This window comes from Labrys okinawensis (genome assembly GCF_047345005.1).
Lineage (GTDB): Bacteria > Pseudomonadota > Alphaproteobacteria > Rhizobiales > Labraceae > Labrys > Labrys okinawensis.
Genome location: NZ_CP178864.1, coordinates 3,877,429 through 3,902,612 on the forward strand (window position 1 = coordinate 3,877,429; position 25,184 = coordinate 3,902,612).

Below are 25,184 nucleotides of genomic sequence, written 5' to 3' on the forward strand. Positions count from 1 at the left end.
CGGACCTCCCGTCCGCTCTACCTCAATCGCATTGCGCATCGTTCCTAGAGCGGACGAGACGTCCGCGCTCCCAGGGATTATGGTCCCGGCATGACCGATTCCACGCCTCCCACCTATGCCCGCCTGACCATCGACACCGACGCGCTCGTCACCAATTGGCGCCTGTGCGGCCAGCAACGCCCTGATGCCGAATGCGCCGCCGTCGTGAAGGCCGACGGTTATGGGCTCGGCCTCGACAATGTGGTCCCTGCCCTCGGCCAGGCCGGTTGCCGCACCTTCTTCGTCGCCCATATCGGCGAAGGCGAGTATGTCCGGCGCCTCGGCCGGACAGCGATGATCTACGTACTCTGCGGCCTGGTGCCGGGCCGAGGCGACGACTATGCGCGGCATGACCTGCGCCCCGTCCTTGGCTCGCTCGAGGAGATACGGGAATGGTCGTCCTTCTGCGCCACCACGGGCTGGCAGGGCGGCGCGGCGCTGCATGTCGATACCGGCATGTCCCGCCTTGGCCTGCGGGTAGAACAGGCGCAGGCGCTCGTGGCAGAGGGGGACCTCTTCAAGCCTACGTTGTTGATGAGCCATCTGGCTTGCGCCGACGTGCACCACCACCCGCTCAACGCCCGGCAATTCCAAGCCTTCGCGGGTGTGCGCAGGCTCTATCCCGAGGTGCCTGCCTCGCTGTGCAACTCCTACGGCGTCTTCCATCCGGCAGAGATCGGCTATGATCTGTTGCGCCCGGGTGTCGCCCTCTATGGCTCCAATCCCGCGCTGGACAAGCCCAACCCGATGAAGCCGGTCGTCACCCTTGAAGCGCAGGTGCTGCAGGTGCGCACCGTCATGCCTGGCGAGCATGTGGGTTATGGCGCGACGTGGACCACGCGTACGCCGGCCCGCATCGCCGTGGTCGGCATCGGCTATGCCGACGGCTATCTGCGCTCGGGTTCGTTCTCCGAGGATTTTGACAGCGCCATTGCCTATGTCGGCGGACACTATTGCCTGATCGCCGGGCGTATCTCGATGGACATGACGGCAATCGATGTCACCGCGCTGCCTGAAGGCGGCGTGAAACGTGGCGACTGGGTGGAACTGATCGGCGTCCATCTTCCCGTTGACGAGGTCGCCCGCAGAGCCGGTACCATCAGCTACGAAATTCTCACCAGCCTGGGTGCCCGCTATGAGCGCCGCATCATCGGAGAAGGAACGTCCTGATGTTTGACCATATCGGTTTTCCCGTGCGCGACTTTGCCCGCTCGCGCGCCTTCTACGACCAGGCGCTCGCCCCGCTCGGCTATTCCGTGCAAATGGAGGTCACGGCAGAGCAGACGGGTGGAGATGCCCATGTGGGCTACGGCGCCAACGGCCGGCCGCAATTCTGGATCGGCGATGGCGAGGTCAAGGGCGACCGCGTGCATGTCGCCTTCGTAGCCAGGGATCGCGCCGCGGTCGACGCCTTCTACAAGGCCGCCATGGAGTCGGGCGGCACCGACAACGGCCCGCCCGGCATCCGCGAGCATTACCATCCGAACTATTACGGCGCCTATGTGCTCGATCCCGATGGCAACAATATCGAGGCCGTCTGCCACCTGGCGGAATAAATCCTCAGGAGCCGCTCTCCTTGGCCGCGCTGCGGGCGAGTTCCGCATCGCGTCGCCTGCCGCCCAGCCAGTTGCGATAAACGCTGAACTGCTGGTCGGCCAAGACACCGATCAGGATGACGGCGCCCATCACCGCGAAATTCAGCGAGCTCGGGATACCCAGGAGGTTGACGAGATTCTGCAGGATCTGCAGTAGAATGGCCCCGAGCACGATACCGAAGATCGAGCCCTCGCCGCCACGCAGGGAGCAGCCGCCTAGCACCGCAGCGGCAATGCCGTAAAGCTCGTAGAAATTGCCGTGCGAGGCCGGCGAGACCGAGCGCGTATACATCACGAAATAGACGGCTGAAAGCCCGGCAAGGCCGCTGGCGATGATATAGGCCGCGGCAACGACACGGCCCGTGGGAATGCCGGAATAGCGCGCCGCCTCCTCGTTCTTGCCAACGGCGCACAGATAGCGGCCGAACACCGAGCGATGCAGCACGACGCCCATGATGACGGCAACCAGGATGAACATCACGAAGCTATGCGGTACACCATAGGTGCGGCCGGTGGTGAGCCATTCCAGCGAGGGGAAGCTCTGGCCGAACTCGAAGCCGGCCGTGCTGTCGCCTGTATACCAGCGAGCGATGCCGCGATAGAGCAGCAGACCGCAAAGCGTCACGATGAAGGGCTGGACCCGCATACGCAGGATCAGGAAGGCATGGATCGCACCGATCGCCATGCCGGCCAGTACCATCAACAACAGCGCAACGCCCCAATTGAGCTGGTGGTTGGTGAGCAGGTCGATGAATACAACGCCCAGCAGGGCAAAGAGCGAGCCCACCGAAAGATCGATGCCGCCGGTGATGATGACGAAGCCGGCGCCGATCGAATAAAGGCCGAACAGGCCGATCAGGTTGGCCGTGTTCGACACGTTGATCGGCGAGACGAAGCGCGGATTGAGATAGGCCGTCACGACCCCGATGACGAGGATCAGCACAAACAGACTGATATCTTTCTTGAGCATGACAGACTTTCTCAGTGAACGCTGTGGCCGACGGCAAGTTGCATGATGGTCTCTTCGCTGAACTCCTTGCGGGCCAGAATGCCAGCAATAGAGCCTTCATGCATCACCGCCATGCGATCGCTGACCCCGATGACCTCCTCAAGATCGCTGGAGATCATCAGAATGGCAACGCCGCTATCCGCCAGCCCCCGCATGAGGTCGTAGATTTCGGTCTTGGCACCGACATCCACGCCTCTCGTCGGCTCATCGAAGATAAGCACGCTGGGTCGCATCGATAGCCATTTCGCCAGTACGACCTTCTGCTGGTTACCGCCCGACAGGGTGTTCACCTGCCGGGCAACGCTTTCGGCCTTGATGCTGAGGGCCCGGCGCTGCTGCTCGGCGTTCTTGATCTCCTTGCGCCGGCTGATCAGGGAGAAGCTTGCATAGGACATCAGGTCGGGCAGCGAAATATTGTTGGCAATGCTGTTATCGAGGATCAGGCCGGACTGCTTGCGGTCTTCGGGCACCAGATAGATGCCGTGATTGATGGCATCGCGCGGATTGGCGATCCGGATCGCCCTGCCCTCGAGCCGCATGCCGCCGCTTACCGGTTGGTCGATGCCAAACACCGTGCGAGCCAGCTCCGTCCGCCCTGCGCCGATGAGGCCGGCAAGGCCCAGGATTTCGCCCCGGCGCAACGACAGGTTGACCGGCTGACTGGGGTAGGTCGAGGTACGCAGTTCGACAAGGTCGAGCACGGCATCCCGGGCCCTCGACAGCGGTGGGGTGTAGAGTTCCTTCAGATCGCGACCGATCATCAGGCGGATCATCGCCTCATGCGAGATCTGCTCCTTGTCGAGCGCACCGACGAGGCGGCCGTCGCGCAGCACCACCACACGGTCGACGCATTGCTTTACCTCGTTGAGGCGATGGGAGATGAAGATCACCGCCACACCGGCCGCCTTGAGATCCCTGATGATATCGAGCAGCCGGTTGGTCTCGGCGATGGTGAGGCTCGATGTCGGCTCGTCCATGATGACGACGCGCGCGCCAAGCGAAAGCGCCTTGGCGATCTCGAGCTGCTGGCGTTGTGCGATCGAAAGCTCCGCCACCAGCGTATCCGGCTCGAAATCGCAGCCGATGCGCTCCAACAATGGGCCGGTATCCTCATGGAGCCTACGCTTGTCGATCAGGTTGAGCAGGCCGCCGTAACGCGGCTCGCGTCCGATGAATACATTGGCGGCGACGTCGAGATTCTCGAAGAGATTGAGTTCCTGGTGCACGAAGGCGATACCAGCTGCCAAGGCATCCTTCACGGTCACCGCCGTATGATCCTTGCCATCCAGCCGGATCGTGCCTGTACTCGGGGCCACCACCCCGCCCAGCACCTTCATCAGCGTGGATTTGCCGGCGCCGTTTTCGCCAATCAGCCCGATAACTTCACCTGGAGAAACTGAAAGGCTGACCCCGGCAAGCGCCTGGACACCGGGATAGGCTTTCCCGATGCCTACCAGCTCAAGAAAGGGTTGCGCCATTCTCGACCTCCATTCGGAACGGGTCCACTCCCGCTCATGGGTAGCATCATGATGTAGGAAGACAACGGCGGCAGGGTAACCTGCCGCCGGTTTCATTTGAAGCTCACCAATCGAAGCAGGCGATAATTATTTGCCCTGCAGCTTCTTCAACTGGGCAGCGTAATCATCGACATTATCCTTCGTAATCGTCTTCGTCGGGACGATCATCAGGCCATCCCCGGGAATGAAGGACTTGTCGCCTTCCAGGATCTTGGCCATCGCCTTCATGCCCTGGTAGCCCCATTCATAGGGCTGCTGCACCACGGTGCCGGCGACCGTGCCCTCCTTGACACCGCCTAGGGTGATCGGATCATCGTCGAAACCGGTGACGGTGATTTTGCCGAGAGCCCCCGCTTCCTTCAGGGCCTGGTAGATCTGCGGGATGTTGTAGGAATAGATGCCGAGCATGCAATCGACGTCGGGATTGGCTGTGAGCGTGTCTTCGACATTGCGCTTGGCACGCGATTGGTCGATGTCGTCGGCGCGGACGTCGACAATGGTGATCTTGGTGCCTGCGATCGCATCCTTGATGCCTTCCATACGCTCGCGGGCATTGTCGGCGCCCGGCAGGCCTACATAGGCCATGCACTTAGCGCCATCCGGGCGAGCCTTCTTCAGGATCTCGCCGACCTGCTTGCCCGCCAGCACGTTGCTCGAGCCGATATAGGCCACGCGCCCACTCTTGGCGGCGTCGCTGTCCGTGGTTAGCAGCAGCGTGTGGGAGGCGACCCGGCTGAGCGCGTCCGTCTCGGTCTTGGGATCGACGGCGGAAACCATGATGCCGGCGGCACCGGCGGAGACGAGATCGTCCATCAGCCGCTCCTGCACGGCGGCGGCGGACTGCTCCGGATATTTGAACTGCAAGTCGTAATTGGGCAGTTCTTCCTGCGCCTTCTTCACGCCGGCTTCGGCGGCCTTCCAGAATTCCGAAGTGCCATTGGGGACGAAGACCAGAGTCTTCTTGTCGGCGGCCTGAGCACCGATGGCGGTCGAGGCGAGAAGGGCTGCAACGGCGCCCGCAACGATGATGTTCTTCATGAGTACCTCCCTGGGATCTTATTTTAGGCAACGTCTTCACGGCCAAATGCCGGCCTGTTATCGGCAATCCGAGCTCGCCCTCCTCCTCTCCTGGTGCCGCCCTGATCGCATTCGGCAACCCATTGCGGGACTGCCGCCATTTGTCTTACTATTATCCAGACATTACCGATTTGCAATCATTGATGAGCGAATGAATCCGAAAAATGCGGAACGTACCTCAAACACGCAGGGAACGCGCTTGTCCCAGGTAAAATCGCGAGGCGCATCGTGATGGCGACTACTTCTTTTCGAGCATGAGCTGGCCGCGATGCTGGATAGCGGCCTTGGCCTTCTCGGCGAGCATGGCGAGAAAGAGCGGGAGCATGACGCTCACAGTAACAGTGGTGTCCGCCACCTCGATACTGCCGCTGACGGTCTGCTTCAGGGCGGAGATGCGGAAATCGAGCTTGTCGCCGGTCCAAGTCTCGTCCAGCACGGTGAACTGCCCTGCATAGGTGGAGCGCAGCTGGACGATGCCAACCCTTATGCGCGCGAGCGCAACCTCTCGGCCGAGATTATGAGGGATGGTGACGGTGAGCGGTCGGGACATGGCGCGCTTGATTCGAGGGACTGTCGAAGACCTGATATAGGGAAAACGCATGCCCGGCGACAAGACATGCATCTGCTTCCCCCCGATACATCGAACAGGTTTTTTCGTAAACTCTTTAGGTTTCAAGGGACAACACGATCTGTCTCGTCTCACTTGTGAGGTTTGATCAGACTCGGCGCAATCGCTAAGAAGTGGCATGGCCAAACGCTCCTCCTCCTATATCTGCCAGAACTGCGGCGCCGTCTATCAACGCTGGCAGGGCAAATGCGACGCCTGCGGAGAATGGAATACCATCGCCGAGGAAACCAGCGCGGTGGCCGCCGTGCCGGCCTCGCAGCGCCCGCGCGGGCGTGGACGCGTCTTCGCCCTCGAGAGTCTGACAGGCACGACCGATGAAGCGCCCCGCCTGGTTTCCGGCATCAACGAGCTCGACCGGGTCACCGGCGGTGGTTTCGTAAAGGGGTCGGTGCTGCTGCTGGGCGGCGATCCCGGTATCGGCAAATCCACCCTGCTGATCCAGGCCTGTGCCGCCCTTGCCCGCCAGAAGGCGCGCGTCATCTACATCTCTGGCGAAGAGGCGGCGGCGCAGGTGCGCCTGCGCGCCGAACGCCTGGGCCTCGCCGAGGCGCCGGTCGAATTGGCCTCCGAGACCTCGGTCGAGGATATCCTCGCCACGCTGCAGCATGGTGCTCCTCCCCGCCTCGTCGTCATCGATTCCATCCAGACCATGTGGACTGACACGGTGGAATCGGCGCCCGGCACGGTCACGCAGGTTCGCGGTTCCGCGCAAGCCCTGATTCGCCATGCCAAGCGCTCGGGCAGCACGGTGATTCTCGTCGGCCATGTCACCAAGGATGGCCAGATCGCCGGACCGCGCGTGGTGGAGCACATGGTCGACGCGGTGCTGTCCTTCGAAGGCGATGGCGGGCGCGATTTCCGTATCCTGCGCGGCGTCAAGAACCGTTTCGGCGCCACGGATGAGATCGGCGTGTTCGAGATGACGGGTCTCGGCCTTCAGGAAGTGGCCAATCCTTCCGCGCTTTTCCTATCGGAGCGCGATCTCGGTTCTCCCGGCACCGCTGTTTTCGGCGGCATGGAGGGCACGCGCCCCTTGCTGGTAGAGATCCAGGCCCTGGTCGCTCCCACCAGCCTGGGCACGCCGCGCCGCGCGGTGGTGGGGTGGGACTCCAGCCGTCTTTCCATGGTGCTGGCCGTGCTGGAAGCCCATTGCGGCGTACGGCTCGGCGGGCACGATGTCTATCTCAATGTCGCCGGAGGCCTGCGCATTCAGGAGCCGGCCGCCGATCTCGCCGTGGCCGCCGCCCTGATCTCCTCGCTCACCGGCGCTCCCCTGCCCGCGGATGCCGTCTATTTCGGCGAAGTCTCCCTCTCCGGCTCGGTGCGACCGGTGCCCCATATGGGTGCCCGCCTCAAGGAGGCCGCCAAGCTCGGCTTCAGGCGAGCAGTCTGCCCGGTGCCTGGCAATGAGTCGGGCAGCGATAGCGGCATGCGCATCAATGGGGTTGCCTCACTTGCGACACTAGTTGCGGATATTGCCGCGTCCGGCGAGGACCAGAAGCGGAAACCCGCAAAGGTCTCGCAATAAGCGGTGATTACTCCCCATTGCGCCGCAGCAAAAGGGTGACGCCGCAAGCAAGCGCCGTTATAGAGGGGCGCGCGGACCTGGGTGTGTCGACACGCCCTGAAGGTTCGTGCCGCCTCGTTCACATCAGGATCGATTGCCAATGCCCGTAACCCTGCTTGATCTGATCGTCATTGGCGTCATGCTGATCTCGGCCCTTCTTGCAATGGTTCGTGGTTTTACGCGCGAGATCCTGGCGATCGCTGCGTGGGCTGCGGCGGCCGTTGCGACGCTTCTGTTGTTCTCCCGCGTGCTGCCCTTCGTCACGCCCTATATCAAGAACGATACCATCGCCCGCATCGCCACTGGCGCCGGCATCTTCGTCATCATCCTTCTGATCGCCTCCTTCATCACGATCCGCATCTCGGACATGATCCTCGACAGCCGCATCGGCGCGGTCGATCGCACCTTCGGATTCCTGTTCGGCGCGGGGCGCGGCCTGCTGTTGGCCATCGTCGCCTTTATCTTCTTCAGCTATCTCGTGCCGCCAAAGTCAGAGCCGGTCTGGGTACAGGACGCCAAGTCCCGCCAGATACTGGTTTCCGGCCGCGACTGGATCCTCTCACTGCTGCCGAACGATCCGGAGAACGTCATCCTCAAGCAATTGCGCGCCAATGAGGTGATCGGCCCCGACACAACGACGCAGGAGCCGGATCCGGATGCCGCAGGTGCGACACCGCCGCAAACCCAGCCTGCCGCTCCGGCGCCTGCTGCCCCCGCCCAGCCCGCACAATAATGTCTTGCATTAATGCCCGCAGAACGGTCGCCTGCATGGTAGAAATGCCGATCGATGATACTATCTAAACCTTACACGGAGCGGCCGGAGATCACTTTCCGGGCCGCTCACCCTATTTGGAGAGCAGCCCAAGTGAATGCTAAGGCCCCAGGGATCGCACCCGACCCAGAAACCGACGAACTCGATCTCGATGCCGACCGGTTGCGCGAAGAGTGTGGGGTGTTTGGTATCTTCGGACATAGCGATGCGGCGGCGATCACGGCGCTCGGCCTGCACGCCCTGCAGCATCGCGGTCAGGAAGCCTGCGGCATCGTCACCTTCGACGGCGCCCGCTACAATTCGGAGCGCCGCCTCGGCCTCGTCGGCGACACCTTCTCCAAGCGGGACGTGATCGAGCGCCTGCCCGGCTCGCAAGCCATCGGCCATACGCGTTACTCCACCACGGGTGGTACCATCCTGCGCAATGTGCAGCCGCTCTTTGCGGAACTTGAAGGCGGTGGGTTCGCCGTTGCCCATAACGGCAACCTCACCAATGGCCTGACGCTGCGCCGCGAGCTGATCTCCAAGGGCTCGATCTTCCAGGCAACCTCCGACAGCGAGGTGATCCTCCATCTCGTCGCCCGCTCGACCCGCGAGAGGTTCATCGACCGCTTCATCGACGCCCTCTTCCAGATCGAGGGTGCTTACGCCTTTGTCGGCCTCACCAACCACGCGCTGGTGGGCGCGCGCGATCCACTCGGCATCCGCCCGCTGGTGCTCGGCGAACTCGACGGCTGCTACATCCTTGCATCCGAGACCTGCGCCCTCGACATCATCGGCGCTCATTTCGTGCGCGACATCGAGAATGGTGAAGTCGTCGTCATCACCAGGAAGGGCGTGGAATCGATCAAGCCGTTCCCGCGCGTTCCCCCGCGCCCCTGCATCTTCGAATATATCTATTTCGCCCGGCCGGACTCCATCGTCCATGGCCGCAGCGTCTATGACGTGCGCAAGGCGTTCGGCGCACAGCTCGCCGCCGAGGCGGGCATCGAGGCCGATGTCGTGGTACCCGTGCCGGACTCCGGCGTCCCCGCCGCCATCGGCTATGCCCAGGCAGCCGGCCTGCCTTACGAACTCGGCATCATCCGCAACCACTATGTCGGCCGTACCTTCATTCAACCGACGCAATCAATCCGGGAGCTCGGTGTGCGCATGAAGCACAGCGCCAACCGCGCAGTGATCGAGGGCAAGCGGGTGGTGTTGATCGATGATTCCATCGTGCGCGGTACCACCTCGGTGAAGATCGTGCACATGATGCGCGAGGCCGGCGCCAAGGAAGTGCATTTCCGCATCTCCAGCCCACCAATCACCCATCCCGACTATTACGGCATCGATACGCCGGACAAGGAGAACCTGCTCGCGGCCCGCATGGATCTCGAAGCCATGCGCGAATTTATGGGCGCCGATACGCTATCCTTCCTCTCCGTGAAGGGCGTCTACAAGGCGTGCGGCTATGAGCAGCGCGATCCGATCCGGCCGCAATTCACCGACCATTGCTTCACCGGCGACTATCCGACCTTCCTCACCGACGTGGTGGGCGAGGGCGCCAAGCAGCAGCTCTCGCTACTTGCTGAAGCAAGCTGACACCAACCCGGGTCCTGACGGCCTTCCAAAGAGTTCTCGATGTCTGATCTTCTCAAAGGCCGCCTGGCGCTCGTCACCGGAGCCTCGCGCGGCATTGGTCGTGCCACTGCTGTCGCGCTGGCCGAGGCCGGCGCCCATGTCATTGCTCTGGCCCGCACAGTCGGCGCACTCGAAGACCTTGACGATGAGATCCGCGCCAAGGGAGGCACGGCCAGTCTCGTGCCGCTTGATATCAAGGATGGCGAGGGTATCGACAGGCTTGGCTACACGCTGTTCGAGCGCTATGGCAAGCTCGACATCCTGATCGGCAATGCTGGCGCACTCGGCTCGATCTCGCCCCTTGGCCATCTCGAGCCCAAAGATTGGGATAATGTCTTCGCGGTGAACGTCACCGCGAACTGGCGCCTGATCCGCTCCTTCGATCCATTGCTGCGCAAATCGGATGCAGGACGCGCCATCTTCATCACCTCGGGCGCGGCCTGGAAATCGACCGCCTATTGGGGCCTCTACGCCACCACCAAGGCCGCTCTCAACAGCCTCGTCGCGACCTACGCCGCCGAGACGGTAAACTCGGCCGTCCGCGCCAATCTCTTCTCGCCAGGCCCGGTGCGCACCCATATGCGCGCGGCCGCCATGCCGGGCGAAGACGCCAACACCCTGCCCCACCCGACCACGATTGCCCCCTCGATCCTGCTGCTCGCCAGCCCGGAATTGACCGAGACCGGCCAGATCTACGACATGCGCGAGGCCAAATTCATCAGCTTCCGCTCGCCGGAGTAAAGCGGCCTGACTTGCCAGGGCGCCAAGCCGTGCCTCTGACGCAAGTCTGCCATGACGGCTTTGCGCTGCCCTTCATTTGGTTTGGCGCTAGTTTGGGGAATGGCACAGTCGTTCCTCAATGAGATGTGGCGGGCCGTCGGCGGCAGCGAAGCGCTGCTTGATGGTGTAACCGTGACTGGCCGTGGCGAGTTGCCATCGGCTTTCAAAGTCAGCGACTTTGCCACCGCGGCCATTGCCGCCAGCGGCTTGGCCCTGGCCGAACTCAGCGCGAGTGCAACAGGTGCTCGTCCCGCGGTAACGGTAGATCGCCGCCTCGCCTCCTTCTGGATCCTGTGGTCGCTGCGCCCGATCGGCTGGACGATGCCGGCCCCCTGGGATCCGATCGCCGGCGATTACGAGGCGAAGGATGGCTGGATTCGCCTTCATACCAATGCCCCGCACCATCGAGAGGCCGCCCAGCGCGTTCTTGGGGAACATGGCGACAAGGACACCATGGCGGCGGCTGTCCGGGGCTGGGAAAAGGGTACGCTCGAACAGGCCATCGTCACGGCCGGCGGATGCGCCGCCGAGATGCGCTCGCTCCTGCAATGGCAGGAACACGAACAAGGCAGCGCTGTCGCAGGCGAGCCGCTGGTGCTGCGTGACACCTGCCTGCGAGGGAGTGAGTTCGACTGGCAGCCCGAACCCGGCCGCCCTCTGAAGGGGCTGCGCGTGCTTGATCTCACCCGTGTGCTGGCGGGTCCGGTTGCGACGCGTTTCCTCGCTGGCTTCGGTGCCGAGGTCTTGCGTATCGATCCACCGGATTGGGATGAGCCGGCGGTCGTGCCGGAAGTCACGCTCGGCAAACGTTGCGCTCGTCTCGACCTGATGCGGCCGCAGGACCGTGCCACCTTCGAGGAATTGCTGTCCGGCGCCGATATCCTGGTCCACGGCTACCGGGCCGACGCGCTGGCGGCACTCGGCTATGACGAGGCCCGGCGCCAGTCGCTCTCGCCGGGCCTGATCGACGTCAGCCTCGATGCCTATGGCTGGTCCGGCCCCTGGCGTGAGCGCCGAGGCTTCGACAGCCTGGTCCAGATGAGCAGCGGCATTGCCGATGCCGGGATGGCGTGGAAGCAGGCGGACAGGCCCGTTCCCCTGCCCGCTCAGGCCCTCGACCATGCAACGGGCTATCTGATGGCCGCCGCCGCCATTCGCGGCATCACCCAGCGCCTCACGAACAGGGAGGTCGTGCGTAGCCGCCTTTCTCTTGCGCGAACGGCGAAGTTGCTAGCCGATGCGGGTCCATCCGAGGATCGGTCGCTGCTTGCCCCTGAGACAGAGGACGATCAGGCGCCCGCCATCGAGAGGACATTCTGGGGCGAGGCCAGGCGCCTCAGGCCGCCATTCGCCGTTGACGGCATCGACATGGCTTGGGACAGGCCGGCCACACCCCTCGGCAGCGCGCCGGCTCGGTGGAGTTGAAGGGCCTGGGAGCACGGACGTCCTACGACAGTCAAGTGAGTGTCGTGGGGGCGTCCGTGCTCCCAGGTCATTTCCTGTCGAAGGGGTTCTTCGGCGAGCGCAGGCTGAGGCGGATCGGTACGCCCGGCATATCGAAGGTCTCGCGAAGGCCATTAATCAGATAGCGCTGGAAACTGTCGGGCAAGGCGTCGAGCTGGTTGCCGAACACGGCGAAATGCGGCGGGCGCGTCTTGACCTGCGTCATGTAGCGGATCTTGATGCGGCGGCCAGAGACGGCCGGCGGCGGATGGTGTTCGAGCACGCCGCCGAGCCAGCGATTGAGCTTGGCGGTGGGCACGCGGCGATTCCACGTGGTGTAGGCGCGAAAGCAGCCCTCCATCAGGCGGTCGAGCCCCTGTTCCGACAGGCCCGAAAGCGTCACGATCGGCGCGCCGCGCAATTGCGGCAGCAGACGCTCGAACATCTCGCGGGCATCGGTCAGCGCCTTGTTGCGATTCTCGACCAAATCCCATTTGTTCAGGCCGACGACGAGAGCCCGCCCCTCGCGCTCGACGAGATCGGCGATCTGCAGATCCTGCTTCTCGAAGGGCGTCGCGCTGTCAAGCAACAGCACCACGACTTCGGCAAAGCGCACGGCCCTCAAACCATCGGAAACCGAAAGCTTTTCGAGCTTGTCCTCGATGCGGGCCTTCTTGCGCATGCCGGCGGTGTCGAACAGCTTGATGGTCTTGTCGCGCCAGGTCCAGTCCACCGAGATCGTATCGCGGGTGATGCCCGCCTCCGGCCCGGTGAGCATGCGGTCATGCCCGACCAGGGCATTGACGAGCGTGGATTTGCCGGCGTTCGGACGGCCGATGATGGCGACACGTAGCGGCCTGGCGATGCCGGCATCGAGCGTCACCGCCTCTTCCTCGCCTTCCTCGCCGCTGACCACGGCATCGGTCTCGGCCTCTTCGGGCTCCGGCTCGTAGCCCGTGGCGGGCAGTATCTCGACGATCGCCTCGGCAAGATCGGCCATGCCCTCGCCATGTTCGGCGGAGATCGGCACGGGATCGCCGAGGCCAAGTGCATAGGCCTCGTAGGCGCCCTGGAAACCGGTGCGGCTCTCGGTCTTGTTGGCGACGAGAATAACCGGCTTGCCCGACCGACGGGCGACTTCGGCGAAGTGTTCGTCCGCCGGCGTCACGCCGATGCGTGCATCGAACATGAAGAGGATGAGATCGCATTCGGCGATCGCCGCCTCGGTCTGCGCCCGCATGCGACCGGCGAGCGATGCGTCGTCTGCGACTTCGAGGCCGGCGGTATCGATCACCTTGAAATTGAGATTGCCAAGCTGGGCATCGCCCTCACGCCGGTCACGCGTCACCCCCGGCCGATCGTCGACGATCGCAAGCTTGCGACCGACCAGGCGGTTGAAAAGCGTCGACTTGCCGACATTGGGTCGGCCGACAATGGCGATGGAAACCGGCATGACTCAGGAGGCTTTGAAAGGCTGGTCGGCCGCGATGAGCTGCAGCATCATGTCGGCACGCTGGCGCAGGCCACCCGGCACATCCTTGTCGGTAATCGCAGCCTGATACCATTTCGTAGCATTGGTCAGGTCCTTCGCCTTCCAGGCGGCGAGACCGAGTATCTCACGGGCCGAATGGCGCCAGGGCTGGCCGGCCGCGGCGAGCGGCTCGATCTTGGCGGCGATGTCGGCATAAGAGGCGGTGTCAACCATCAGATAGCCGGCGCGGATCTTGGCGAGTCCCTGCAGCAAGGGCTCGACGGAAGGGTCCGCCGCGATGGCGTCATACGCCTTGATGCCATCGGGGACCTTGTCGGTGGCGGTTTCAGCGGCAAGGCGGAAGCGCGCCAGAGTCTGGTAGCCGGCGTTGCCCTCACGGGCCAGGGCGCTCAGGGCCGAGGCGGCATCAGCCGTCTTGCCGGCCTGTGAAAGCGCGATCGCCGACTGGAAGCGAGCGCCCTGGGCATCGGCCTGCTGCTGCTCATAGCGCTGATAGGCCACGAAGGCAGCCACGCCGAGCACGATCGCGGTCGCGGCACCGACGACGTAATTGCCATATTTCGCCCAGAGTTTCTGCGCCCGCTCGCGGCGCATATCCTCGCTGACTTCCTGGAAAATATCGGTCATAGACCCGGCTCGTACCCTTACTCGCATATGTCGCGATTTGTCGCCAAGGGCCTAGAGGACGGGGGGTGTTCCGTCAAGCAAACAGAGCCCTGGCGGCGACTTGCGGGCATTAAATCGCGGTATGACGGCATTTTTTAGAGAAAGATTGTCGATTTGGTCACACGGCGTCCCCGCGGCGCAGCATACGCGGCAGGCCGACGAGGACAATGATCAGAACGAGCAAGATGATCGCCAGCCACAGCCAATAGGCGGCGGCGAACGCGGCTGCCTTGTCCATGAAACTCGATGGCAACGTGGCAATCAGGCTGGCAATGCTGCGCTCCTTGATCTCTCCGCCAGCCACGGCATCGCCATATTGCTGGCCATCGCCAAATCGCAGGCCTGAAAGCAGGGCCTCCGCCATGGTCAAATGCGACACAACCTCAGTGTTGGGAGACACCATGGTGAGCTCGAAGTAGCCGTCCTTGCCCAATGCATAGGCGTGGACAGTGGCTGTCCCCTCGTCGGCATCGCCGCTCTTTCCGGCACTGCTCGTTGCCCAGATCAGCTTATGTGCGGCGTTATCATATTTCGGTGCTTCCAGCCAGCTCCGGACCTCTGTCTGCGGTTCCCCCCGCTGCTGCCTTGCAGCGTTGCCCGCCTCGTTGCTGGCCTTGAGGGCATTCAGCAGGGCGTCGGGATCCCAGTCCTTCGCACCATCGTCCACCACGCGGGTGCCGGCGTGATAGTTGACAAATACAACCCAGTTTTCCTCGGACATCGGAATCGCGATGCCCACCAGATCGGGGTTCAGCAGGTTCACGTCCTTGTCATAACCCACCACCTTCGCCCATGCCCCAGCCTCTGGCTGGCGCACGAAGCCTGCGCCCGTTGGCACCTGCAGGCTCGCCCGGCCTGCAAGCTTCACCTCGACCGGCCCGGGCTGCAGCACCTTCTGCATGGCATCGACTGTGGCCTGGAGCGCTTCGGCCTGCTTCTGGCTGTCCGTTTCCTGAGCCTGGAGCGTTGTGATTCCGACGAAGAAAACGGCCGCTGCCAGCAAGGCGGCAAGGATTCGTCTGGCATTCATGGCCGTTCTCCGGGGCGATGGCGCTGTCCCCAGCCCAATATCGCGAAATTCCTAGCAATCCGTGTCGAAGGCATGACCGTGCCCTCATAATTTACTGCCCTATGTCGTTGCGATGTCACGAAGGCTGCTCTAGAAGGTCGAAAAGGGAGAGCCGCCTCGCGGCTTAGAAACTGAAATGACAACTGAGCCCCGCCGCTTTGACAACGCAAAGGCGGCTGTTGCGGCAATCACGCAGCTTTACGAATCCAGCACCACCCGACTGCGAGAAGCCTTCGACGCCTTCACCAAAGGCAAGGATTTCCAGCACCGCGTGCGCGCCTACTATCCTTTCCTCCGCGTCGCCACGGACACCTTGCCGGAGCTCGATGCCCGCACGCCCTTCGGCTTCGTCGCGGATACCGGCACTTACATGACCACGCTGACGCGGCCTGACATCTTCAGCCGCTATCTTGAGGAGCAGATCGCACTGCTCATCAAGAACACCGGAGCCGAGGTCGAGGTCGGCGAGAGTGCGACCCCCATCCCCATCCATTTCGCGTTGGGCGAGGACTATCACGCCGAAGGCGGCCTCGATTACGGGCGACTTGCCGTGATGCCGCAAATCTTCGACGTGCCCGATCTCACCATTATGGATGATCGCATCGCCAATGGCAGCGACGTACGTTCGGCCGAGGGCGCCAGGCCGCTGGCGCTGTTCACGGCTCCTCGTATCGACCTCTCGCTGATGCGGCTCAAGCACTATACCGGCACCTCGGCCCGGCATTTCCAGAACTTCGTGATCTTCACGAACTACCAGTTCTATATCGACGAGTTCGTCCGACTGGCCCAGACCATCCTTGCCAAGGGTGATGGCGGCTCGCTCGGGTCGGGCTACACGGCCTTTGTCGAGCCCGGCAATGTCGTCACCGAGGTCGAGGGACAGGCCTCACAGACCGAAGCCCCCGGCCGTCACCCGCCTCGCCTGCCTCAGATGCCGGCCTACCATCTCAAGCGGGCCGATGACTCCGGCATCACCATGATCAATATCGGCGTCGGCCCATCCAACGCCAAGAACATCTCGGACCATGTCGCGGTGCTGCGCCCGCATGCGTGGCTGATGCTTGGCCATTGCGCGGGCCTGCGCAACTCGCAGATGCTGGGCGATTATGTGCTGGCCCACGCCTATCTGCGCCAGGATCAGGTGCTCGACGCCGACCTGCCGCGCGAGGTGCCCGTGCCGGCACTGGCCGAGATCCAGATCGCCATCGAGCGGGCTGTCGGCCGCGTGACCGGCCTCACCGGCTACGACCTCAAGCGCGTCATGCGGACCGGCACCGTGGCAACAGTGGACGATCGGAATTGGGAGCTGCGTCCTTCCACGGTGCAGAATCTGCCCTTCATCCAGAGCCGCGCCATCGCACTGGATATGGAATCCTCGACCATTGCTGCCAATGGTTTCCGCTTCCGCGTGCCCTATGGCACCCTGCTCTGCGTTTCCGACAAGCCGCTGCACGGCCAGCTGAAACTGCCGGGCATGGCGGATTCCTTTTATCGGGAGCGGGTGTTCCAGCACCTTGCCATCGGGCTGGAGACCATGGCGCTGCTACGCGACACGGACAAGCGCCAGCTCCACTCGCGCAAGCTACGCAGCTTCAACGAGGTGGCGTTCCAGTAGTGTCATCCCAGACACCCCGCAGCGCAAAGCGGTGTGGGGCAGATCCGGGACCGCTGTCCGGATAAGGCGCCAATTGTCCGGACGGTCCCGTGTCTGCGCCGCAGCATTTCATGCCGCGACGCGCACGGGATGACCGTACCCCTACTTCTTCCTCATGCCGTAGGTGTTTTCGGGCGCGGGGAAGCTGCGGTCCCGGACGGCATCGACATAGCCCTGCACCGCGCTGCGGATGTGATCGCCGAGTGAACCGAAGCGCTTGACGAATTTCGGTACGCGCTCGGAAAGGCCCAACATGTCTTCCAGCACCAGCACCTGGCCGTCGCAAACCGGCGAAGCCCCGATGCCGATGGTGGGAATGGGAACGTCCATGGTGATCTTGGCCGCCAGCGGCTCGGCCACCGCCTCGATGACGACGGCAAAGGCGCCTGCTTCCGAAACCAGTTGGGCGTCCTTCTCGATCGGCGCCCAATCGGCCTCGTCGCGCCCCTGCGCCTTGAAGGAACCGAGCGCCATGATCGATTGCGGCGTGAGACCGATATGAGCCATCACCGGTACGCCGCGCCCTGTCAGGAAGCGGATAGTCTCGGCCATGCGCTCTCCGCCCTCGAGCTTGATGGCGCCGCAGCCGGTCTCCTTGAGGATGCGCACGGCATTGCGAAACGCCTGCTGCGGGGATTCCTCATAGGAACCGAATGGCATGTCGACGATGACGAGCGCATGCTCGGACCCGCGCATGACCGCCAGGCCCTGCAGGATCATCATGTCGAGCGTTACCGGCACGGTCGTTTCCATGCCGTGCATCACCATGCCCAGGCTGTCGCCCACCAGAATGCAGTCGACGTAGGGGTCGATGATACGCGTGGTATGGGTGTGATAGGAGGTAAGGGTGACGATGGGCTCTCCACCCTTGCGGGCCCGGATCTGGGGAGCTGTGATACGCTGCAACTGGTTTTGAAGAGACACGGACTTTCCTCCTGAACACCCCTGAGATCAGGGCTTCCGGTCGGACGTCATGTTTCGCTCCGGCCGAAAGGCGGCATAGCAATCGTTCAAAAGCGTCATAGGGTAAAGCGGCAACATGAAAAATCCCGCGCCTGCGAGCGCACATCTCGTCTTCGCGCCAAGCATAGCTGGCGGGAAGCGGGGCGTTGAAAAGAAGTCCCGGGCATGCTTCTTAACCATATTTGTGAACTCCTGGGGCAAGGAAGTAGCGCCCGCCTCCACAATCGTTAACAAATGATTAAAGAAATTGTTTGCGCAGGCACTCCCCGGGACGTTATTCTCCCGGCCCTGGGGCTGGGATACCAGTTTTTTTGGCTCGTGAGTGGGTGCCCGGGTAGCGTTTGGTGGAAACGATATGGCTGAACCCCTGAAGAAAGACGAGGCGCTTGCGGCGGCAGTTCGTGAGGCTTTCCAACGTCATATGGAGGCGGCCCGCTTGGCCGCCCAGGCTTCGAAGGAGAAGTCGGCCGCTGCTCCTTCGGCGTCGCTGCCACCTCGTTCTGCCTCCCCCGCCCCTGCGCGCGATACACGTCTTGCCGTTCCCACTCCGGCAAATGATGCGCCAGCGGTCTCGGAAACGGCCCCTGTTGCCGTGATACCTGTCGCGCCCCAGCCGAAGCCAGCCCAGGAATCCGCGGCGCTCAGCCGGCTGGTTGCCATAGCCTCCCCACAGAAGGTCTCGGAGACAAGCGCGCCCAAGCCCACTGCCATCGAGACGCCCGAACCTGCTGTTGAAACGATCGAGGAGCCTGTCGCCAAGGCGGCTGAGGACACCCATGTAGCCGCTGCCGAGAGCCTCGAGGCCGAGCTGCCAGTGATCTCCCCGCCCGCCGCAGATCCCGTGGCCGAACCCAGGCCGCAATCGGCTTCAGGGGACAGCGGCCTCGATTTCGGCGAAGCGCTTTTCATCGAGATTGCGCCCGAACTGGACAAGGCGGCTCCAGCCGAGCTGCCCAAGATGCCGAAGGCCGCATCATTGGACACGCCCTTGCGTGAACCGCTCAGCCAGAGCGGCGCCGATGACCTCGAATTCCGCCAGCCCCCGCTGCGTGAGCGTCCGCGCATGTCGACGACAAGCGCCGCTGCTGCGCCGCCCCAGGATCTCGACCTGCTCGCCAGGGCGTCGGATGCCGGCAAGGCCGCGCCTGTCGAGCCTAAGCTGCCGGTGGTAAAAGAAGACAAGGCCGTGGATCTGCCAGCTCCGGCAGCCGTCGGCAAGCCGACTACGCGTTTTGGTGTTGCCACGCCGGCGAGGCCTGCCGCCGTGAACGCCAACAAGCGCGGCCGTTTCGGCAGTCGCGGCACGTTCAAAATCCCGGCGGCCCTTGTCGCTTCGGTTGCACTCGCGCTCGGCATCGCCGGGGTCGGCAGTTACGTCTGGTCGAACCCGCAGGAACTGCAAGCCCTGAGTGCTCTTGTCGCTCCGCCCGCGCCTGCGGAGAGCAAGGTCGCCGTGGCAACGGCGGCAGCCAAGCCACCCGGGGCGGATAGCAAGATTGATGCGTCGCTCCCGATGACACAGCCTGCCTCGGCTCCCTCAAAGCAGGTTGCTTCCGTCCCAACGCCGCCGCCGAGCGCAATCGCCCCGATGTCGCTGCCGGATCCCACCCCGCCTGCGGCGACGCGGAGCGTGAGCACGGTCGCCATCACCCTCGATGAGGTGGACGAGGCCGTGCAGTCGGCCCGTGAGATGACGATGATGGGCGATATCGATGGCGCGCGTCAGGCGCTCGATTCCTACAGGAACGGCAGCGATCCGCGCGCCCTGTTCGCACTGGCGGAGACCTATGATCCATCGATCGTGAAGGATCCCTCCAAGGCTGATCCGGCCCAGGCCAAGACCCTCTACGAAGCAGCCGCCAAGGCCGGATCACAGGACAACACGGCCGACCGCATCGCAAGGCTCGCGCTGGCGCATACGAACTGAGTCCCGGAGCGCGGACATCCCGTCCGCTCGTCCCTCATCACGGATCGTGTCGTTTCCAGGAGCGGACAGGCTGTCCGCGCTACCGGCTTCACGCCGCTATCTGCAGCGTTGAGCGCGTCAAGCTCTCAGTCAGGAACGACACCAGCGCTTTGGCGAGATGATCCTGTGCGCGTTCCTCGCCAAGTAGGACGATCTCGGTCATCGGCAACGGCGGCCACCCAGCGCTAGGCGCGAACACTCTGACTCCCGGCTGCAGGAAGGAACGACCCAGCAGCGTGATGCCAAGGCCGCCCGCCACCGCTGCCTGTACGCCCGTGAGGCTGCTCGCCGTACAGGAAATCGTGCTGGAAAGGCCGGCGGCCTTCAGCGTATCGAGAGCAAGGCCGCGATAACTGCAAGGATGAGGCAGCAACACCAGCGGCACCGGCTTGTCGGCAGGGACTTCGAAGCTTTCGGCGGCGATCCATTCCAGCGACTCACGCCAGATGGTCCGACCTCGCTGCATGGCACCGTCTTTCTTGGCAAAGGCAAGGTCGAGCTCGCCCTTGTCGAGCAGCGCCGGGAAGTCGCAGTTCATCCCCGTCGTCAGTTCCAGCGTGACATCGGGATAGCTCCGCGCGAAGCGCGCCAGGAGACGTGGCAATTGCTGGGGAATGAAATCCTCGCTCACGCCGAGACGAAGCTGCCCGCTGACCATGGGCGAAATGAATTGCCGCATCGTCTCGTCATTGAACTCGATCATGCGCCGGGCTGCGGCGAGCAGACGTTCGCCAGCATCAGTCAGCGAGAGCGAACGACTTGAACGTTCGAATACGCGTCTGCCTATAAGGTCTTCCAATCGAATGATTTTCTGGCTGACCGCCGATTGCGTCCGCCCGACGATCTCGGCTCCGCCGGTCATGCTGCCGGTCTCGGCGACGGCCACGAAGGCGCGCAGCAGATCGATTTCGATATCCGGCAAGGCCATGGCGCATCCAATCACAAATCTTCTGACTGGAATAAGAACTATTCGCCTTCCTTCTGGCATTCAAGGCGGCAGGGTTTCGGCATTGCAACCCGAATGCATTCCGAGAGGAGCATTTTGGAGCAGCATTGTGAGATCTGGAGAAGCCTTATGAAAGCCATCGGATATTACAGCTCACTGCCGATTACGGCGGTCGACTCTCTGGTCGATCTCGACATTCCCGCCCCCTTGCCCCGTCCGCGGGATCTCCTGGTGCGCATCAAGGCAATCTCGGTCAACCCGGTCGACGTAAAAGTGCGCGCCGGCGCGAAGCCCGCCGATGGGCAGGCGCGCGTTATCGGCTGGGATGCCGCGGGCGTGGTGGAAGCGGTCGGGCCGGACGTCAATTTGTTCAAGGTCGGCGACGAGGTCTTCTATGCCGGCACGCTGAACCGCCCCGGCAGCAATGCCGAATTGCAGGCCGTGGACGAGCGCCTTGTCGGCCGCAAGCCGGCTTCCCTTTCCTTCGAACAGGCGGCTGCCTTGCCGCTAACGACCGTGACTGCCTGGGAATTGCTGTTCGACCGCCTCGGCGTTCCGCCAGGGGACACGACTTACAAGGGTACGCTGCTGATCATCAACGGCGCCGGTGGCGTCGGCTCGATCCTCACCCAGATCGCCCGCCAGCTGACGGGCCTGACCGTGATCGCCACTGCCTCGCGGCCGGAGACGACCGCATGGGTCAAGGAAATGGGCGCCCATCACGTCATCGACCACCATAAGCCGCTGCCTGAGAGCTTGAAGGCTCTCGGTATCCCCGAGGTGGACTATGTCGCCAGCCTTACCTCCACGCAGCAGAACCTGCCTGCCATCGTCGAGATCCTCAGGCCACAGGGCAGACTCGGCGTGATCGACGATCCCGAGACGCTCGACATCGCGCCCTTCAAACGCAAGAGCCTGAGTGTGCATTGGGAGATGATGTTCACACGCTCGATCTACGAAACGCCCGACATGATCGCCCAGCACGAGCTTTTGAATCGGGTGTCCGGGCTGGTCGACCAGGGCGTACTGCGTACCACGCTGAAAGAGAATTTCGGCACGATCAACGCCGCCAATCTCAAGGCCGCGCATGCGAGCGTGGAGAGCGGCAAGGCGGTCGGCAAGTCGGTGTTGGCGGGGTTTTGATTCCTGGGACTGCAGGCCTCCAGCCTGCCCTTGAATTGTCCACATGAAAGAAAAAGGCGGGCCCTCGACTTTGGTCGCGCCTTCCTTATCAACCTTTTCGTTCCAGGAGCAGCCTGGAAGCTGGCGATCCGAAGGCCGACTTATCCCCCTGCCCCGGTAAACGTATCGAGCACCAGCTTGATGTCGAGCACCAGGATTACGCTGGCGATCACCCAGGAGAGCGCCGTCAGCCAGGTCGGTGTCACGAAGACCCCCATCTTGCGACGGTCGGAGACGAAGCGTACCAGCGGGATGATGGCGAAGGGCAGTTGCATCGACAGCACCACCTGGCTGAGCACCAGGAGGTCGTTGGTCCCCCGGTCGCCATAAACAGCCGTCACCGCCACCACCGGCAGGATGGCAAGGCCGCGTGTGATCAGCCGGCGCGCCCAGTCCGGGATGCGCAGATGGAGGAAGCCTTCCATAACGATCTGGCCGGCCAGCGTCGCCGTCACCGTCGAATTCACGCCGGAGGCAAGCAGTGCGATGGCGAAGACCGTCGAGGCGATGCCGACGCCTAGCATCGGTGACAGTAGCTGGTAGGCCTGTCCGATCTCCTCCACATCGGTGCGGCCATTGTTATAGAACACCGCGGCCGCCATGATGAGAATGGCGGCGTTGACGAACAGCGCCAGCATCAGGGCAATCGTGCTGTCGGTGACAGCCCAGCGGATGGCGGCGCGTTTGCCCTCATCGGTACGCTCATAGGCCCGCGTCTGCACGATGGACGAGTGCAGATAGAGATTATGGGGCATCACCGTCGCGCCAATGATGCCGATGGCGAGATAGAGCGCCTCCGGATTGCTGACCACGGACGCCTGCGGCAGGAAGCCACCGACGATATCCTTCACTGCCGGCGCCGCCAGCACGATCTGGATGACGAAGCAGGAGAAGATCACCACCAGCAGCGCAATGACGAAAGCCTCCAACGCACGAAAGCCGCGCTGCATCAGCATGAGCACCAGGAAGACGTCCACGGCCGTGATGATGGCGCCCCAGATCAGGGGAATGCCGAACAGCAGATTGAGGGCAATGGCGGTGCCTATCACCTCGGCGAGGTCGCAGGCGATGATCGCCAGCTCACAGGCGAGCCAGAGCATGATGTTGACCGGCCGGGAATAATGGTCGCGGCAGGCCTGCGCGAGATCGCGGCCCGTGACGATGCCCAGCCGGGCCGCGAGCGCCTGCAGGACGATCGCCATCAGATTGGACAGCAGGATCACGGAGAGCAGCGTGTAGCCGAATTTGGAACCGCCGGCGATATCGGTCGCCCAGTTGCCCGGATCCATATAGCCGACCGAGACCATATAGCCTGGCCCTACGAAGGCGAGGAAACGACGCAACCACAGCCCGGTCTTCGGCACTGGCACGCTGGCATTCATCGAGCCGAGGCTAGGCCGCGTCTCTCTGTCGGGGAGCACCCGCCAGGCCGCGCCATTTGCCTGCACCGCGCCGGCTACATCGCCGCTCATGCCATCCTCCAACGCACGTCACCCACTCTCGAATTCATCCAATGAGTATAGCTTATGCTATAATACAAAGTGCAGTCAATAGAGAACCGCACGGGCTGCATTTTATCGCCGGGATTGATAAAGCGGCCCGTTTCAGGCATACCCATGGGGCAACACCGGAGAGACGAGGAGAGCCGGCATGAAACGTTCCGCTGCGCTTTCAATCGGAGAGGCCGGGCTGATCGATGCCGTCGTGCACGTCGAAAGCTTCCGGCAGGCCCGCGAGGCTCGCAGGCTCGAACTTGTTGAGGACTACGTTGAGTTGATCGCCGACCTGATCAAGGATGGCGGCGAAGCGCGCCAGGTCGATATCGCAGCCCGCCTCGGCGTTGCCCAACCCACTGTCGCCAAGATGCTGAAGCGGCTCGCCGACGAAGGTTTCGTGGCGCAGCGGCCCTATCGCGGCGTCTTCCTTACTGAGGCCGGCCAGGCCCTGGCCGAGGCGAGCCGCGAGCGCCATCATCTCGTCGAGGCCTTCCTGCTGGCGCTGGGCGTCGACGCCGACACGGCACGGCGCGATGCGGAGGGCATCGAGCATCATGTCAGCAAGGCAACGCTCGACGCCTTCGCGCGCTTCGTGAAGTCGAAGCGGTGAAGTATCGCGAGCCTTGCGAGAAGTGCGCCCCAGCGCGGAGTGGCGGTCTCCGACCGCCATCATCCGTTCCTATAAGATGTCTCGTTTCTAAGAGTGGCGGTCTGGGACCGCCACTCCAATTGCGCATCCTCAAGCGGCCTGCTTCACCAGCCCGGCCAGCACGGTCTCGAAGCTGGTCGGCCCGATAACGTGCTCCGCGGCGCCCGGCAGGAAATCGATCCAGCCCGAATTGAAGCCGTCGAGCATCTCGATGCGGGGCTGGGGCCGCTGCATACCCTGGCTCCGGAACAGCTCTTCCCATTGCTCGCGCGGCACGGGCCGGGCCTCGACCCCGCGCCCGAGAGCCTGACCCAGCAGCATGGCGATTTCGTCCTGGCTGTAGCGCTTCGGCCCTTCGATCTCGATCACCCGACCGCCGCTCCAGCTCTCCAGCAGGGTCTTTGCGACAACGCCGCCAATGTCGGCGGTGGCGATCATCGGCACCTGTCTGTCGAGTGGTGACAGGAAGCTCGGCATCCAGCCGCTCTCGCGCGCGGGACCTACGTCCCAGAGCGAGTTCTCCATGAACCAGGCTGGTCGCAAAATCGCCAGCGGCACGGGGCTGTCGGCCAGTGCCTGCTCCAGGATATGGGTCTGGCCGATCAGGCCGGTGTCGCGCGGGTGCTGGCCGCCGATGGAAGACAGCGCCACGACCTTGCCGGGCCGGGCGCGCCTTACGGCTTCGGCGATGGCGGAAGCTGTTGCCGTGGCGCCGGAGAAATTCTCATCCGGATCGAAATCAGGCGGCACCATGACATAGACACCTTCGGCGCCAGTGAAGGCCGCGGTCAAGGCGTCCGCATCATCGAAGGTGGCGAGCGCGATTTCGGCTCCGCTCTCTTGCCATGCCGGCGCCTTGGCATGGTCGCGCAAGACGGCGCGGACCGGATGGCCGGCGTCGAGCAAAGCCTGCGCAGCCGTGCCGCCGACATGGCCTGAAATACCTGTGATCGCAAACATCATCTGTCTCCTCGATTGGATGAGGAGGATATGCATCTCGACTTATCATAACTCGAATGCATAGATGTCAGGACATCAATGATCTGGATTT

At 63.2% G+C, this 25,184-nt stretch carries 22 protein-coding genes; 11 read left to right on the forward strand and 11 right to left on the reverse strand.

Annotated elements, in window-relative coordinates:
• The first annotated feature begins 90 nt into the window (after positions 1 to 90).
• Together alr and ACMDCR_RS18215 are read left to right on the forward strand one after the other, a co-directional pair.
• Complete coding sequence (gene alr / locus ACMDCR_RS18210; RefSeq protein ID WP_413987960.1) at positions 91 to 1,209, forward strand: alanine racemase; 1,119 nt, start codon at positions 91 to 93, stop codon at positions 1,207 to 1,209.
• Positions 1,209 to 1,595 (forward strand): VOC family protein, encoded by a 387-nt coding sequence (locus tag ACMDCR_RS18215; RefSeq protein WP_413987961.1) that lies wholly within the window; start codon positions 1,209 to 1,211, stop codon positions 1,593 to 1,595. The genes alr and ACMDCR_RS18215 overlap by 1 nt, the downstream gene beginning before the upstream one ends.
• A gap of 4 nt (positions 1,596 to 1,599) precedes the next feature.
• Here ACMDCR_RS18215 and ACMDCR_RS18220 read toward each other — a convergent pair whose 3' ends face one another.
• The 4 genes from ACMDCR_RS18220 to ACMDCR_RS18235 all read right to left on the reverse strand — a co-directional run bounded on the left by ACMDCR_RS18220 (position 1,600) and on the right by ACMDCR_RS18235 (position 5,787).
• Positions 1,600 to 2,604 carry an ABC transporter permease gene (locus ACMDCR_RS18220; protein ID WP_413987962.1) on the reverse strand — a complete coding sequence of 335 codons (1,005 nt, stop codon included), beginning with the start codon at positions 2,602 to 2,604 and terminating at the stop codon, positions 1,600 to 1,602.
• An 11-nt stretch (positions 2,605 to 2,615) separates the two neighbouring features.
• Positions 2,616 to 4,121 (reverse strand): sugar ABC transporter ATP-binding protein, encoded by a 1,506-nt coding sequence (locus tag ACMDCR_RS18225; RefSeq protein ID WP_413987963.1) that lies wholly within the window; start codon positions 4,119 to 4,121, stop codon positions 2,616 to 2,618.
• A gap of 126 nt (positions 4,122 to 4,247) precedes the next feature.
• Positions 4,248 to 5,198: a sugar-binding protein gene (locus ACMDCR_RS18230; RefSeq protein WP_413987964.1), complete on the reverse strand. Its 951-nt coding sequence runs from the start codon at positions 5,196 to 5,198 to the stop codon at positions 4,248 to 4,250.
• A 277-nt stretch (positions 5,199 to 5,475) separates the two neighbouring features.
• Positions 5,476 to 5,787 carry a polyhydroxyalkanoic acid system family protein gene (locus tag ACMDCR_RS18235; protein WP_413987965.1) on the reverse strand — a complete coding sequence of 104 codons (312 nt, stop codon included), beginning with the start codon at positions 5,785 to 5,787 and terminating at the stop codon, positions 5,476 to 5,478.
• A gap of 196 nt (positions 5,788 to 5,983) precedes the next feature.
• On the opposite strand from ACMDCR_RS18235, the gene radA reads away from it, so the two are divergent.
• The 5 genes from radA (at position 5,984) to ACMDCR_RS18260 (ending at position 12,032) form a co-directional block, all read left to right on the forward strand.
• Complete coding sequence (radA, locus tag ACMDCR_RS18240) at positions 5,984 to 7,393, forward strand: DNA repair protein RadA (RefSeq protein WP_413987966.1); 1,410 nt, start codon at positions 5,984 to 5,986, stop codon at positions 7,391 to 7,393.
• 139 nt (positions 7,394 to 7,532) lie between these two features.
• Positions 7,533 to 8,165 carry a CvpA family protein gene (locus ACMDCR_RS18245; protein ID WP_413987967.1) on the forward strand — a complete coding sequence of 211 codons (633 nt, stop codon included), beginning with the start codon at positions 7,533 to 7,535 and terminating at the stop codon, positions 8,163 to 8,165.
• A 132-nt stretch (positions 8,166 to 8,297) separates the two neighbouring features.
• Positions 8,298 to 9,788 (forward strand): amidophosphoribosyltransferase, encoded by a 1,491-nt coding sequence (gene purF, locus ACMDCR_RS18250; protein ID WP_413987968.1) that lies wholly within the window; start codon positions 8,298 to 8,300, stop codon positions 9,786 to 9,788.
• A 39-nt stretch (positions 9,789 to 9,827) separates the two neighbouring features.
• Positions 9,828 to 10,568, forward strand: coding sequence for an SDR family NAD(P)-dependent oxidoreductase (locus tag ACMDCR_RS18255; RefSeq protein WP_413987969.1), 741 nt, complete (start codon positions 9,828 to 9,830; stop codon positions 10,566 to 10,568).
• Positions 10,569 to 10,667: 99 nt separating this feature from the next.
• Positions 10,668 to 12,032: a CoA transferase gene (locus ACMDCR_RS18260; RefSeq protein ID WP_413987970.1), complete on the forward strand. Its 1,365-nt coding sequence runs from the start codon at positions 10,668 to 10,670 to the stop codon at positions 12,030 to 12,032.
• Positions 12,033 to 12,099: 67 nt separating this feature from the next.
• Here the strand turns inward: ACMDCR_RS18260 and der are convergent, their stop codons facing one another.
• The 3 genes from der to ACMDCR_RS18275 form a co-directional block, all read right to left on the reverse strand.
• The gene (gene der, locus ACMDCR_RS18265; RefSeq protein ID WP_413987971.1) at positions 12,100 to 13,503 is read right to left on the reverse strand and encodes a ribosome biogenesis GTPase Der; all 1,404 of its coding nucleotides are present in this window, start codon (positions 13,501 to 13,503) and stop codon (positions 12,100 to 12,102) included.
• Positions 13,504 to 13,506: 3 nt separating this feature from the next.
• Entirely contained in the window at positions 13,507 to 14,169 is a 663-nt protein-coding gene (locus ACMDCR_RS18270; RefSeq protein ID WP_413987972.1) for a tetratricopeptide repeat protein, read from the reverse strand.
• 157 nt (positions 14,170 to 14,326) lie between these two features.
• Positions 14,327 to 15,238 (reverse strand): DUF2167 domain-containing protein, encoded by a 912-nt coding sequence (locus ACMDCR_RS18275; RefSeq protein ID WP_413987973.1) that lies wholly within the window; start codon positions 15,236 to 15,238, stop codon positions 14,327 to 14,329.
• A gap of 175 nt (positions 15,239 to 15,413) precedes the next feature.
• On the opposite strand from ACMDCR_RS18275, the gene ACMDCR_RS18280 reads away from it, so the two are divergent.
• Positions 15,414 to 16,892 carry an AMP nucleosidase gene (locus ACMDCR_RS18280; RefSeq protein WP_413987974.1) on the forward strand — a complete coding sequence of 493 codons (1,479 nt, stop codon included), beginning with the start codon at positions 15,414 to 15,416 and terminating at the stop codon, positions 16,890 to 16,892.
• A gap of 141 nt (positions 16,893 to 17,033) precedes the next feature.
• Here ACMDCR_RS18280 and panB read toward each other — a convergent pair whose 3' ends face one another.
• The gene (panB, locus tag ACMDCR_RS18285) at positions 17,034 to 17,855 is read right to left on the reverse strand and encodes a 3-methyl-2-oxobutanoate hydroxymethyltransferase (protein ID WP_413987975.1); all 822 of its coding nucleotides are present in this window, start codon (positions 17,853 to 17,855) and stop codon (positions 17,034 to 17,036) included.
• Positions 17,856 to 18,249: 394 nt separating this feature from the next.
• Between panB and ACMDCR_RS18290 the strand changes: the two genes are divergently transcribed.
• Positions 18,250 to 19,821, forward strand: coding sequence for a hypothetical protein (locus tag ACMDCR_RS18290; RefSeq protein ID WP_413987976.1), 1,572 nt, complete (start codon positions 18,250 to 18,252; stop codon positions 19,819 to 19,821).
• An 88-nt stretch (positions 19,822 to 19,909) separates the two neighbouring features.
• On the opposite strand, the gene ACMDCR_RS18295 is transcribed toward ACMDCR_RS18290, so the two are convergent.
• The gene (locus tag ACMDCR_RS18295; protein ID WP_413987977.1) at positions 19,910 to 20,788 is read right to left on the reverse strand and encodes a LysR substrate-binding domain-containing protein; all 879 of its coding nucleotides are present in this window, start codon (positions 20,786 to 20,788) and stop codon (positions 19,910 to 19,912) included.
• A gap of 147 nt (positions 20,789 to 20,935) precedes the next feature.
• Here ACMDCR_RS18295 and ACMDCR_RS18300 point away from each other — a divergent pair, with 147 nt between their 5' ends.
• Complete coding sequence (locus tag ACMDCR_RS18300) at positions 20,936 to 21,949, forward strand: zinc-binding alcohol dehydrogenase family protein (protein WP_413987978.1); 1,014 nt, start codon at positions 20,936 to 20,938, stop codon at positions 21,947 to 21,949.
• Between the two features lie 140 nt (positions 21,950 to 22,089).
• Here the strand turns inward: ACMDCR_RS18300 and ACMDCR_RS18305 are convergent, their stop codons facing one another.
• Entirely contained in the window at positions 22,090 to 23,460 is a 1,371-nt protein-coding gene (locus tag ACMDCR_RS18305; protein ID WP_413987979.1) for an Nramp family divalent metal transporter, read from the reverse strand.
• A 178-nt stretch (positions 23,461 to 23,638) separates the two neighbouring features.
• Here ACMDCR_RS18305 and mntR point away from each other — a divergent pair, with 178 nt between their 5' ends.
• Entirely contained in the window at positions 23,639 to 24,094 is a 456-nt protein-coding gene (gene mntR / locus ACMDCR_RS18310) for a manganese-binding transcriptional regulator MntR (protein WP_413987980.1), read from the forward strand.
• A gap of 129 nt (positions 24,095 to 24,223) precedes the next feature.
• Here mntR and ACMDCR_RS18315 read toward each other — a convergent pair whose 3' ends face one another.
• On the reverse strand, positions 24,224 to 25,096 hold the full coding sequence (locus ACMDCR_RS18315; protein ID WP_413987981.1) for an NmrA family NAD(P)-binding protein: 873 nt from the start codon (positions 25,094 to 25,096) through the stop codon (positions 24,224 to 24,226).
• Positions 25,097 to 25,184: the final 88 nt, after the last annotated feature.